Below are 13,921 nucleotides of genomic sequence, written 5' to 3'. Positions count from 1 at the left end.
CCCTGTTTCGAAATTTCAGTTCAGCTGTCCCTTGTTAAAATCAGTTGGGTGTTACAATGATGGTTGATCCCTGCTGTGTCACTTTTGCATCTAATATTACAGCAAGTGCGTCCATGAGAACGGCTTTGTCGGTCATCCCGATCTCTCCGCTAATTTTCTTGTTTAAAAGCGTAGAATCGGTTGCCTCGATCTGGTACCCCCAGTCGTCTTCCAGTACCTCAAAAAAGTCGGCTACAGCGGTCTGGTCCAATTGCAGCTTGTGCTGCTGCCAGCCCGTTATTTTGGACACAGGTACTTTCTTTTGTACTAAATCTTTTTGTTCACTATCATAGCGGGCCATATCACCCGGTTGGGACAGGATCAGTTTTTTCTCAGCAGATGCGGCTACCATTAGTTTGCCTGTATTTAATACAACAGCGGTAACGCCTCTGCGGTTGCGAATGTTGAAAGAAGTTCCCAGTACATGTACGTCCACGCCATTGCTGTGTACGTCAAACTGCTGGTCTACACTCTTTCTGACATTGAAAAAAGCCTCTCCTTCAATCCATACCTCTCTGTTGGCCCATTCTTTCCTGTATGTGATAGCAGAATGCCCGTTAAGGGTCACTTCAGTGCTGTCAGGCAGATATACTGTTTTGATTTCTCCAAAGTTGGAGGCTATGTTCACCTCTTTGTTTCCCGGGCGGAAAATCAGCCAGGAAGCAGCGGCAACAACACCAATAGCGACGGCAGCACGGGCTATATAGACCAATGGGCGCTTGCGCGCATAAAGTTTATTATTACCTATATTATTATAAATTTCATCCCACATTTCACGCTGCTGCAGGGCCGTAGGGCGCTCATGCACAACGTGCAGGCTTCGGGCAATATCGACGGCGGCATCCACTTCAACAGCCTTATCCGGGTAAGCAGTCACAAAAGATTGCCAGAAAGCATTATTTGCTGCATCAGGGAACTTTACCCACTCCAGGAAGTAAGGAGATGTAGCCAATTGGTGACTCGTATAATTATTATAACTATGTATGGAGTGGTGCATCCGTTCGTACTGTTTTAAGGCCCTTTGAATATATAAAGACGAAAAAGGGGCAATTGTGCCCCATGATCTTTAACTTTTTTTTAAATTTTTTTTATCCTTTCAGGAAAGCGAGCAGCAGCGCAGTTCCGGCAGCCCCACCCATCAGCTCTTTTAAGGCAGCCAGTGCACGGGCAGTGAGCTTGTAGGTTCCCCTGACCTGCATATTCATCAAATCTGCAATTTCCTCGAAGGAGAGCCCTTCAAAGAAACGGAGGTAGATAATTTCCCTTTGCTTGCTGGTGAGCTGAATAAGGGCTTCCTGCACCTTCTTCTTCAGAATGGCCTGTTCTTCACCGGCTATCAGGTGGCTGTCCATGCCGATTTCAAAATGAAATTCCGGCTGTTCATCCGTATAGGTAGTATTCGCTCTGGATTTGAGCAAGCGAAAGAGATGGTTCCTGAAGGATTTGAGCAGATAAAAGCTGTAGCCGCTTTTAACCTGCAAAGACTGCCTGTATTTCCACAAGGAGATAAAAGTCTCCTGCACAGCGTCTTCTACCAGGTGCATATCACTGGTAAATTTTCTGCCATACCCATAAAGCTCTTCATTATATTGAAGGTATAATGCTTCAAGACTGTTTACATGACTTTCCCGAATGCCATCCCATAATGATTGTTCTCCTGACAAACTGAGCAGATTTTATGATTGCTATTTTTTTCACCTCCCGATAAAAAAAATATAAATGATTTTTTCCTGGTTGCCGCAGGCCCAATACCGGCCCCTTCAAAATTAATATATTATACGTAGAAATACCTTTTTTTCCGCTTGCAATCAATTGCGTTCATTTTTTATTTTGTTGATTTCCAACATAGTTATACCTTTAAATTGCATGCATGCAATACTGAATTTGTCAAGTGAATGGCACTATTTTTCACTCACCCCCAAACACTGAACCACAAGCAAAGGCATTATTCACATCCATATCCTCTCGTCTCCTGACAGCTGTCCTGGTTACTGCCAGGTAAGTTTGCTGTCTCATTTATTTTACCCTAATTATTACGACGCATAATTTCGTTCACTCCCAAAAATCACCACAGGAAATGTCTAACATCAAGATTTCCGACCTGGTAGCTGATTTACAAAAATCAAGCACCCAGTGGCAGGCAAGGGAAACTACCGTTTCTCAGCTGCCTAATCCTCAACAGAAAGCCCTTCTCGGCGTAGTTGTCAATCAGGCAGAACTTGCCGCCATTATGAGCAAACGCGATGCCGCTGCCCCTGTAGCAAATTTTGCGCAGCAGGTAGACTGGCGAAACAGGAATGGTAACCATATTACCCCTGTAAAAGACCAGGGTGGATGCGGTTCCTGTGTATCCTTCTGTACAACCTCTGTAGTCGAAGCCATGGCTTCTATCGAAAAAGGACAACTCCTGGATCTTTCTGAGGCAGACCTTCACTTCTGTTCCAACCACGGTGCTAACTGTGGCGGATGGTGGCCCACTGATGCCTACAACCAGATCAAAACACGTGGTATTCCGGACGAAGCCTGCTTCCCTTACGCAACCGCTTTCCCGGACAATAATATCTGGAAACAACCTCCCCATTGCACCGTAGGCCCTAACCGCGATGCAAGAGCCGTTAAAATCACGAATTCTACCACCATCGCAAACATAACAGAGCGTAAAAATTACCTGACCAACAATGGCCCCTGCTCTGCTATCATGCACGTATACGACGATTTCTTCGCATATGCTGATGGTGTATATAAACACGTAAGCGGATCCGACAATGGCCTGCACTGCGTAACCGTTATCGGGTACTCCGAAACAGAAAAATGCTGGATCTGCAAAAACAGCTGGGGGGCCGGCTGGGGTAAAGGCGGATTCTTTGAAATCGGTTATGGTGAAGCCGGTATCGATACCGAATTCCCATTCTGGACCGCTTCAGGCGTAAAACTCCCTGCTCCTGCTCATGGCTGGTATGGCTATGAAAACCTGGGTGGCCTGCTCTCTTCAAGACCTAATGCTGTATCATGGGCTGCTAACCGCATCGATGTGGTGGTTAGAGGTATGGACAGCGCCGTATACCACAAATGGTGGAATGGCACCTCCTGGAACGGTTATGAGAACCTGGGCGGCCAGATTCAGGGCGCTCCCGCTATCTGCTCCTGGGCCAATGGACGCCTCGATATCTTTGCCGTAGGTCTCAACCATCACCTGTATCACAAATGGTACCAGGGCGGCTGGAGCAACTGGGAAGATCTCGGTGGTATGCTCTCATCAGAACCTGCCTGTGTAAGCTGGGGGCCAAACCGTATCGATGTATTTGCACGGGGTATGAACTCCTCTATGTGGCATCTCTGGTGGGATGGTGCCTGGCACGGATGGGAAGACCTGGGTGGCGTGATCACCTCTGCTCCAGCCGTATCTTCATGGGCGAGTGGCAGACTGGATTGCTTTGCCCGCGGACAGAACAACCACCTCTGGCATAAATGGTACGACAAAGGCTGGAGCAACTGGGAAGACCTGCAATCAAATATGTTCGGTAGTCCTGCTGCCGTATCATGGGGTCCAAACCGCATAGATGTATTCTATCCCGGCCAAACCTACAATATGATGCACAAATGGTGGGATGGCCACAACTGGAGTGGCGATGAAAACCTCGGTGGTGCACTCTCCTCCGATGTGGGCGTTTCCTCCTGGGCCGCCGGCAGGTTGGATTGCTTCGTAGAAGGCACCGACTCGCAGATGTACCACAAATGGTATGTATAAAATACCTTCCCATAAAATCGCTTCTGCCTGCAGGCGGAAGCGATTTTTTCCTAAATCATCATCCATGAACGCTGAAATAAAACATCTAACTCTCGGTACCTCCCTCCCCATCGTGCTTCCAGGCCTTGGCACTGCCGGCTTTCAATGGTTCTTCACCGTCTCTAATCCCGACTGCGTGGAAGTAGTCCGTTATAACTATACCATTGAGACCATGCGCATGGAAGCAGGCAATAGCCTCGACGTTGTTTTTATGGTACACTCAAAAGCACCAGGTCAGACCACTATCTTATTCGAACAAAAAAGAATATGGGAAAAACACAATCCACCCCTCAATACAAAACAGTTCGATATAACCGTAGTTAATCATTAGAATAAAAAATATATTTATCAGCTCCCACCCTTTTTGATACTCCCACAGTATTTATTTCAACGCACTATATCTATTTCCTGCTACGGCCTATACCGTTGCATATTTTCATTTATAGCTAACCTATAATGACCATTCATGAAGCACTTCTTTACCCTAATACTGTTAACCCTGTTAACAGGTTGGCAGCCCCTGTTTGCCCAAACCTTTTCGCCCATCAGTGTCTCGGGCTTTAACGCAGACATTGTTGCAGAAGCCGGCAACAGCGCTCTGGCAGCTACGTCTACAGTCATTGATGGTAGCAATCACGTCATTCACACTACAGCTTTCGCTACAGCTAACAGCTTATCCGGAGGTATTACACCCACCGGCACTTTTGTAAGTGGTACCAAAACCTGGCAGATGGCCGCTTTCAATGCCAACAACGCATTGTATATGGCCGTGCCTTCAAATGCAGTACCTAATACTGTTGGAACAGGAACACTGACACTCGCCACACCAGCCGTTTACAGCAAATTAAGCCTGCTCGCTTTCGCCACTGAAGGTACTGCCACTGTATCCGTATTGCTGACATTCACGGACGGTACTACTTCCAATGCAGGTACCATTACCATCAAAGACTGGTTCAATGGTACCCCCGCTGTAGTACAGGGCTATGGCCGTATTACACGCACCAATACTCCCATGACCGTCGATGGATTGACTACTAATCCACGCTTTTATGGATTTGATTTCAACATCCCCTGTGCAGTACTGGGCAAATCACTGGCATCTGTTACATTCACACAATTGGCCGCTACCGGCGGTACTTCAAGAGCTCTCATACTCGCACTGGCAGGTGTTGCATACACACCGGTTTCTTATAGCAGCACACATACTGATGCTATATGCGGCGGGGCGAACGGCACACTTACACTGACAGCCACCAATGGTTCTACACCCTATACATTTAAGTGGAATACCACTCCTGTACAGGCAACAGCTATCGCTATCAATGTGCCTGCCGGTGCCTATACAGGCACCCTGACCGATGCGAATGGCTGCGTATACACTGTGAATGAAACGGTGTCACTAATTTCGTCTGCTACGATTACCGCCAGTGCCAGTGCTACAGCCGTTTGTGCAGGAGATCCTGTCACGCTATCGGCTACTTCCAGCAGTGGTACACTGACGAATTACTCCTGGTCACCAGGCACACTGACCGGTCAAACAGTAACGGACCATCCATCAGATACAACTGCCTATATCGTCTCGGCAAAAGATGTCTTTGGCTGCATCATAAAAGATACCGTAAACGTAGCAGTGAAACCAACACCTACATCCTCCTTTACTGCCAGCCCCGGTATCATTTGCCTGGGTAGTACTGACACCGTTACCTTCACCGGCACCGCTTCTGCCGCAGCTACCTACAACTGGAATAATTTTGATGGAGGCACGATACAAAGCGGTAGCGATGCAGGACCTTATATCATTACATTTCCTCATGCAGGTATTTACAATCTAAGCTTACAGGTGACAGATGATGGCTGCGCATCAGCTGTGACAAGGCAAGCAGTCACCATTTCTGCACCACCGGCATTACAGCTGGCTGTGAGTAAAACACCTATCTGTGCAGGAGATACCGTAACCATTACATATACAGGCACAGCCACTACAGCGGCTGTACCAGCCTGGCATTTTGACAATGGTACTGTGATCAGCGGAACGGGCTTCGGGCCTTACCAGGTGAAATATGATACATCCGGTTCTGTAATGCTGGGTGTTACGGATGGGGCCTGCACCGCGGCCGCTGATCCACTTTTAGTAAAAGTGATCAGGCGGCCGATAGCCCGGTTTACACCTGATATTACCCAGGGATGCGCTCCTGCGGTAGTTACTTTTGATAACAGATCCAACTACGCTGACAGCTATCAATGGAGTTTCGGCGATGGTACGACCTCCTTACTGGAAGATCCTTCACACACTTACAGCAATACCGGTTTATTTACCGTCACCCTCACAGCCACCGCGCAGGGCCAATGTGTGAGCACAATTACCAAAACATCACTTATCAACATTGTACCGCCGCCTATTGCTCTTTTCAGTTCAGCCCCGGGGCAGAATATTGCTGTTGAATTTAAAAACGCAAACTTCACCTTTAACAATAATTCCCGGAATGGTGTAACCTATGAATGGGAGTTTGGGGATGGTACCAGCTCCACTGAATTTGCGCCTGAGCACAGGTACGAAGTGACAGGTGATTTTCGTGTAACCCTCTATGTGACCAATGATATTGGCTGTATTGACAGCATCAGCCGTGCATACTACAAAGTGATCCCCGATCTTCAGTTAGAAATACCCAATGCCTTCAGTCCGAATGGTGACGGCATCAATGACCGCTGGGAAGTAGACGGACTCAAAGCCCGTCCCAACGCAACAACCGAAATCTTCAACCGCTATGGCCAGCTGGTATTCAAAGGTATCGGCTTCTCTCCATGGGATGGTACCTGGAAAGGACAACTCATGCCATTCGGCACCTATTACTATATCATTAAACCCGCCCCCGGAGAAAAGACCTATGCCGGATGGGTCTCCCTGCTTCGTTGATGTTAGTCCATAATTATAATAATATATTCTCCATGACACGAATCTACTTCGCCTCCCTCCTCCTGCTGATATGCTTTTGCAAATCCTATGGGCAAACGTATACCCCTGTACCAATTACAGGATATGCTATTGATGCCGTTGCGGAATCAGGTACCAGTTCTGCTGCAGTGACCACCATTGGTCTTGACCTGCAGTTAAAGGTATTGTATTCAGCAACTTTTGCGGCTACTAATAATATCGCCGCCGGCTTACCTGACAACGGAACGATTGTAAACGGGCAACGTACTTACCAGCTGAAGAATTACGATAGTCTGAATGCAATCTTTCTCTCTGCCAATGCAGCAGCTGCTGGTACCACAACTACCGGTACTTACACGCTGCTCACCCCTGCTGCATATTCTAAAATCAGTTTACTCGCATGGTCTACCGAGCGAAGCAGTACCTTCAATGTTACCCTGCACTTTGTGAATGCACCGGATGTAAATGCAGGTACCTTTACTGTCGCGGACTGGTTTGGTGGCAACAATCCAATGATCAATGCCATTGGCCGTATTCTCAGAACCACTTCAGCACCTTATACCGTGGAGGGGCTTTCCAGCAATGATCCACGCATGTATGCTGTAGATATTCCTGTTCCCTGTAATGTACAGTCACAGTTATTATCATCTGTTACCTTTGATTATATAATCGGAGGCGGCGGTGATTCACGTGCTGTAATAGCGGCTATTTCCGCAGTGCCTTTTGCACCCATTGCCGCTACTGCCACCACCGTTCCGGCTACCTGTGGTTATGCCAATGGTAGTATTACCGTATCCGTTAGTGGAGGTACCGCACCATTGACACTGGCATGGAATACCAACCCGGTTCAGTTTACCAATACTGCTACAAACCTGGCTGCGGGAGCTTATACCGTAAGCATCCTGGATGGCAATGGCTGTATCACGAATTTTGACACCACACTTTCGCAGAACTCTCCTGTACAGATCGCAGCAAAGGCAAGACCAGCGGCTATTTGTGCCGGAGCGTCCACGACTATATACGCTGTACCTACCGGTGGGCAGATTATAAAATATACCTGGGAACCCGGTGCTATTCCGGATTCCAGCACACTGATCACACCGGCTTCTTCTACCCAATACACAGTGACTGCAGAAGATGCTTTTGGCTGTATTATAAAAGATAGTGTAAAGATTACCGTCAACTCACAACCTGGTGCGCCTGCTGCTACAGCACCTGCAGTATGTCCGGACAGTACTGCCACCCTGCTGGTCACAAATCCTGTCGATAGCCTGACTTACAACTGGTATCCTTTGATCTCCGGTGGTGAAAACCTGGGATCAGGAAAAAGCTATACAACACCCGGCATCACGACACCAACCTCTTATTTTGTAGAAGCGGTGAATGGTTCCTGTGTGAGTGGGCGTACACAAGTGACTGTCACGCCTTTCGAAAAAGTAGATACGCCTCATATAAAAGCAGGTAACACCAGTGGCAGTACAATTACCTTTACCTGGGATCCGGTACCTGGTGCAACGGGCTATCTCGTATCTGTAAACGGAGCTGCCTATACGACCCCCAGTTCAGGCACTACCGGTACCACACATGTAGTCAATGCACAGATGATTGATAGTGTGACACTGACAGTAGTAGCACTGGGTCCGCTAGCCTGCGAGAACAATAAGAATAGTATTACTGTAAAGCTGAAAGCCGATCCTATTTATGTTCCTAATGCCTTTACACCCAATGGTGATGGACTGAATGATATCTTTAAAGCAGAGGGTAATACTATTGCGGCCATAGATATGATGGTCTTTAACCAGTGGGGAGAACTGATCTTCCATAGCATGACCTTAGGCAGCGGCTGGGATGGTACCTACAATGGGAAGAAACAGCCTACTGGTGTGTATATGTATACGATCAGGGTAATACAAAACGATCAGACAATTATTACAAAGAAAGGTTCTATCAACCTGTTACGATAGTTTCCCGGCAGCAGCCGGAAAATTATCACCCCGAACAAACATCACTTCCGCCTTCGGCAAAAGTGATGTTTGTTCCCCTTTCCTATCTTTTTTAATAGTCCTCCCGCTCTTTTTAATCCCCACCACAGCCCTTACCTTCGCGTTCGTAGAGAAGCAACAACTATTTTCCTCACATTTATTAATTACAACGAAATGATTCCAGCTAAAGGATACGCTGCGTTTGACGCCCAGGCGCAGCTAGGACCTTTCAATTTTGAAAGAAGGGAACCAGGACCCCACGATGTACAATTCGACATTTTATACTGTGGAGTATGTCACTCTGATCTTCATCAGATCAAAAACGAGTGGGGAAATGCCATTTACCCAATGGTACCAGGCCATGAGATCGTAGGCCGTGTGACAGCAGTAGGTGCGCACGTAAAGAAATTTAAAACCGGCGACCTCGTAGGTGTTGGCTGCCTGGTAGATTCCTGCCGTGACTGTGAAAACTGTGCCCAGGGTCAGGAACAATATTGCCTGAAGGGTTCTTCCGGCACATACAACAGCTATGAGCAAGACAAAAAGACGGTAACCTATGGCGGTTATTCCAACAAGATCGTGGTGAACGAAGACTTCGTCCTGCTGGTATCTGAGAAACTGAGCCTGCCAGCAGTAGCCCCATTATTATGTGCGGGTATCACTACATGGTCACCATTACGCCACTGGAAGGTGGGTAAAGGCCATAAAGTAGGTGTACTGGGTCTGGGCGGTCTCGGCCACATGGCAGTGAAATTTGCCGTGTCTTTTGGCGCAGAAGTGACTATGCTGAGTACCTCTCCTAATAAGAAAGCAGATGCCGAACGCCTGGGTGCACATCACTTCCTGCTTACCAGCGACCAGGAACAGTTGAATGCAGCCAGAGGTCAGTTCGATTTCATTATCGATACCGTTTCTGCTGAACATGATTATGGGATGTACCTCGGTTTGCTGAGGACGAATGGTGTACATATTTGTGTGGGTGCACCTCCAACACCTGCTTCTGTGCATGCATTTGCAATGATTGCAGGCCGTAAGTCCATTGCAGGTTCTATGATCGGTGGTATCCAGGAAACACAGGAAATGCTGGACTATTGCGCCGAGCACAACATTGTATCTGATATCGAACTGATTGAGATGCCTTATATTCAGAATGCGTACGACAGGATGCTGAAAGGCGATGTGCGTTACCGCTTCGTAATTGATATGGCAACATTGTAATTTAAATACCTGGGGCCGATTAAAAAGTAAAATGTAGGCGCTGAGAATTGCGCAAAAGCCATTTCGTCTCCATCACCCGGGAAAGGGTACCCTTTTTAGTCGGCCCCAGTCTTTTTTAGATCGCCAGCCCCGGGAAAAAGCCATCTTTCCTGCTGCCGCAGGCCCACTTAAACCGCCTACCACTCATCCCCTCATTCCACCACCCATATATTCATTTTTTACAACCCAGGCCTCCCAAAATTTTAAGCGCTTTTTAAGGAAACATTTATTCTGGCGCTACTGTCGCAGGTTTTTAACAAAGTGACTTAACTATTTCCAAATTCTTTGAATTTTACAATTTTTTGTTTGAATAGCACAATAAAACCCGCCGGAATTCTTAGCACCTTTGCGTTATGATTGCAATTTTCAATGAAGTATAGGCAAAAAGGATCCACGTTTTTTTAAACTGGATCCTTTTTGCTTCATTACAACCTTCAAGATTGCTTCAAAATTGATAACAAATTTTGCAGCTGTATGAAAGTACTGCTCATTGAAGATAATATAGAACTGGCCGCAAGCATTACCAGTTATCTTGAAAAAGAAGGATACCTGTGTGAGGTTAGCTATACCAGTAATGACGCACACAATAAACTAATCTCATTTCAATACGACGTCATCCTGCTCGATATCACTTTGCCGGATGGAAATGGTCTTGACTTATTGCAGCTCATACATCAGGAAAAGATCGAAAGCTGTGTTGTGATCATCTCCGCAAAGAACTCACTGGAGGATAAGATTACCGGACTGGAAGGAGGTGCCGACGACTACCTGACAAAGCCGTTCCACTTACCTGAACTACACGCAAGATTAAGAGCCGTATACAGAAGAAAGAAACTACAGGGCAGCAATATTGTCACTTTCAATGAGATCCGGCTGAATACAGATACACTGGAAGCGCTGGTAAATAATACACCGCTCGATGTAACACCAAAAGAGTTCGACCTGTTATTGTATTTCCTCGTGAATAAAAACAGGGTGCTCTCCCGGCAATCGATAGCTGCTCACTTGTGGGGCGATTATACCGACAACCTCTCCAATTTTGATTTTGTATATCAGCATGTGAAAAACTTACGTAAGAAGATCCATGCAGCCAATGGAGGTGATTATATCAACACTGTGTACGGATTAGGATATAAATTCAATACAACTGCTTCATAAGAACAGCTCATGAAACTCGTCAACAAATTTACTTTATGGTATCTCTGTATCACGCTGGCAGCAATGCTGGCCGGTATCGGTATCGCCTATTATAAGGTAAAATCAGAGATCGATGAAGCGGAAATAAGCCGCCTCAAAGTCTACAATGACCTCATGGCCCAGACTATGCGCAACGGCGTAAGCCCGGATACCTACCTCCGTGGCAGACCCGCAGAAATCAAAGTATTGAAGCAAAACGAAATACCTGTGAACAAGTATGAAGTGTACGAACATACCTTCTACAATACCATGCTCAAACACAGGGAATGCCGCCTCACCGTTACCTCCTATTATAATATAAACGGCACTTACTACAGTATCTGCTCTTATAATTATATCACGAAGGCAAACGAAATACTCACAGGACTGGCCAGCTCGTTTATCTGGATCTTTTCTATCCTGTTCCTGCTTACAGCTTTGTCAGCAAGATTCGTATCACGTATCATCCTGGCACCATTCAACAAAACGCTGAAAAGAATACAGCGCTTTAACCTTAAACAAAAACAAAGACTTTCTCTTCCGGTACCCAATGCCAAAGAGCTGAAAGCCCTCAATAGCTTTTTAAATAACATGACCGACAAGGCGCTGGATGATTATCGTGCACTGAAAGAGTTTACCGAAAACGCCTCCCATGAATTGCAGACACCACTCGCAATCCTTCGCAGTAAGCTGGAACTGCTCACAGAATCATACCTGCATGGAAAAGACGTTGACACTGTCATGTCACTCATCTGTGATATGCAGAATGCCATCGAGAAATTATCCAGGATCAACAGCTCACTGACGCTGCTCGCCAAAATGGAGAACAATGAATATGATGATAAACGCACCATATCACTCTCCGGTCTGTTGACAGAAACTTTAAACAGTTTCTCAGAATTACTGGAAATGAAATCCATTTCATTATCCCGCAATATTTATAAAGGCATCTTGCTACAGCTGCATCCCTCCCTGGCAGACATTCTCCTCGGTAACCTGCTAAGCAATGCCATTCGTCATAACATCACTAATGGAACCATAGAGGTCCACCTCACCAGGGAAAAACTTGTCATCACCAATACCGGTCTCCCTCCTGAAGTGCCTACCAGTGAGCTCTTCCGCCGCTTCAAAAAAGGCAACAAAAGAAGTGATTCCATCGGTATCGGTCTCGCAATCGTAAAACAGATCTGCGATCTTAACCATTTCACCATCCTCTATGACTATGCCAATGGATGGCACACCATTCAAATTATTTTCGATGAATCAATAGGTGCCTTAAAAGCAGGAATCAACGACGACGTGCTCACACCACGGCCCGAGTTCCTGCATTAAGGTATCATGGTCTAATGTTCAATTATCATGCAAAGAAAAAAACTCGTCTGTCTCTTTCTCCTGCTGCTGTACGGTCCGGTGAAGATGGCACGCGCACAGGTGTTGACACTCAAAGATGCAGTGCAGACTGCCCTGGCCAACTACGGAACTATCAAGGCTAAAGCCAATTACTTAAAGGCCTCTCAGTCAACCGCGCAATCCGTGAAGCGGGAATACCTGCCCAACGTGAACGTGGCCGGACAGCAGGATTACGGAACCATCAATGGGATCTATGGTCCTTCTTACGGCCTGAATGGTCTTGCCGTAGCCTCATCAGGCCCCACCTTCGCGCAAAACAACTGGAACGCTGCTTTTGGTGGATTGTACCTGGCTAATGTCAACTGGGATTTCTTCTCCTTTGGCCGTATCAGGGAAAAGATTAAAACCGCACAGGCCACCGTACAGAGAGATGATGCGGACCTGGCACAGGAAAAATTTCAGCATGAAGTAAGAGTAGCTGCAGCTTACCTCAATTTATTGGCTGCCCAGCGCCTCACCGGTAGCTGGAAGAATAACCTGGACAGGGCCGATACTTTCCGTGCTGTGGTAGTAACCCGTGTAAACAATGGCCTGATCGCCGGCGTTGATTCATCTCTTGCCAATGCAGAAGTATCCAATGCACGTATCGCATATACGAATGCAAAGGACAACGAACAAACGCAGGCCAACAACCTGGCCATCCTGATGGGGGTTCCGGTGCAGGACTTTGTACTCGATACCTTCTTCATTAAGCAGATCCCTACCGCTATGGCAGATTCTGCTGACATCGTAAACAACCCTACCCTGAAGTTCTACGAAAATCAACTCAGGGTAAACCAGGAACAGGCGAAGTACTTACAAAGACTGTATTACCCAACCTTCTCCTTCTTTAGTACCATGCAAACGAGAGGATCCGGGTTCGGTACCGGCTACGCCGCAGATCAGTCAGATTATACACATGCTTACTGGGATGGTGTGAAGCCCAGCCGTAGCAACTATCTGCTGGGTATCGGTGCCACATGGAACCTAACTTCTATACTCAGGGTCAATAAACAGGTAGCAGCACAGAAATTTACTGCAGCAGGAATACAGGATCAATACGACCTTGTAAAGCAACAACTCACCGCGCAGTTAAAACTGTCTGACACCAAAATGAAGAATGCACTGGACAACTACAGGGAAGCGCCTATCCAGGTCACAGCAGCATCCGATGCTTACAACCAGCGCACTGTATTGTACAAAAACGGACTGAATACAATCGTGGACGTAACGCAGGTGTTATACACACTGAACCGTGCAGAAACAGACCGCGACATCGCGTACACGAACGTATGGCAGGCATTGCTCCTGAAAGCAGCCGCCAGTGGTAATTTTTCTCTTTTCATTAATGAATTCTAA

At 46.8% G+C, this 13,921-nt stretch carries 10 protein-coding genes; 8 read left to right on the top strand and 2 right to left on the bottom strand.

Features of this window, described 5'->3' with window-relative positions; all coding sequences use genetic code 11:
* Positions 1-40: 40 nt before the first annotated feature.
* Together U0033_RS30245 and U0033_RS30240 are read right to left on the bottom strand one after the other, a co-directional pair.
* Positions 41-1,036 carry a FecR family protein gene (locus tag U0033_RS30245; protein ID WP_072363878.1) on the bottom strand — a complete coding sequence of 332 codons (996 nt, stop codon included), beginning with the start codon at positions 1,034-1,036 and terminating at the stop codon, positions 41-43.
* 91 nt (positions 1,037-1,127) lie between these two features.
* Positions 1,128-1,703, bottom strand: a complete 576-nt coding sequence (locus U0033_RS30240; RefSeq protein ID WP_072363880.1) for an RNA polymerase sigma factor — start codon at positions 1,701-1,703, stop codon at positions 1,128-1,130.
* 413 nt (positions 1,704-2,116) lie between these two features.
* On the opposite strand from U0033_RS30240, the gene U0033_RS30235 reads away from it, so the two are divergent.
* From U0033_RS30235 to U0033_RS30200, 8 genes are all read left to right on the top strand, one after another.
* Positions 2,117-3,787, top strand: coding sequence for a C1 family peptidase (locus U0033_RS30235; RefSeq protein ID WP_072363882.1), 1,671 nt, complete (start codon positions 2,117-2,119; stop codon positions 3,785-3,787).
* A 64-nt stretch (positions 3,788-3,851) separates the two neighbouring features.
* On the top strand, positions 3,852-4,157 hold the full coding sequence (locus tag U0033_RS30230) for a protease inhibitor I42 family protein (RefSeq protein ID WP_072363884.1): 306 nt from the start codon (positions 3,852-3,854) through the stop codon (positions 4,155-4,157).
* 135 nt (positions 4,158-4,292) lie between these two features.
* Complete coding sequence (locus tag U0033_RS30225; protein ID WP_072363886.1) at positions 4,293-6,740, top strand: PKD domain-containing protein; 2,448 nt, start codon at positions 4,293-4,295, stop codon at positions 6,738-6,740.
* Positions 6,741-6,772: 32 nt separating this feature from the next.
* Positions 6,773-8,722, top strand: coding sequence for a gliding motility-associated C-terminal domain-containing protein (locus U0033_RS30220; protein ID WP_072363888.1), 1,950 nt, complete (start codon positions 6,773-6,775; stop codon positions 8,720-8,722).
* Between the two features lie 192 nt (positions 8,723-8,914).
* Entirely contained in the window at positions 8,915-9,958 is a 1,044-nt protein-coding gene (locus U0033_RS30215; protein WP_072363890.1) for an NAD(P)-dependent alcohol dehydrogenase, read from the top strand.
* A gap of 513 nt (positions 9,959-10,471) precedes the next feature.
* Positions 10,472-11,155: a response regulator transcription factor gene (locus U0033_RS30210; protein ID WP_072363892.1), complete on the top strand. Its 684-nt coding sequence runs from the start codon at positions 10,472-10,474 to the stop codon at positions 11,153-11,155.
* A gap of 9 nt (positions 11,156-11,164) precedes the next feature.
* Entirely contained in the window at positions 11,165-12,505 is a 1,341-nt protein-coding gene (locus tag U0033_RS30205) for a sensor histidine kinase (RefSeq protein WP_143150854.1), read from the top strand.
* Positions 12,506-12,532: 27 nt separating this feature from the next.
* Positions 12,533-13,921 (top strand): TolC family protein, encoded by a 1,389-nt coding sequence (locus U0033_RS30200; RefSeq protein WP_072363896.1) that lies wholly within the window; start codon positions 12,533-12,535, stop codon positions 13,919-13,921.

It is taken from the genome of Chitinophaga sancti (assembly GCF_034424315.1).
GTDB lineage: Bacteria > Bacteroidota > Bacteroidia > Chitinophagales > Chitinophagaceae > Chitinophaga > Chitinophaga sancti.
Note: the sequence above shows the minus strand (reverse complement) of the source record. Positions and strands in the feature narration are given on the sequence as shown.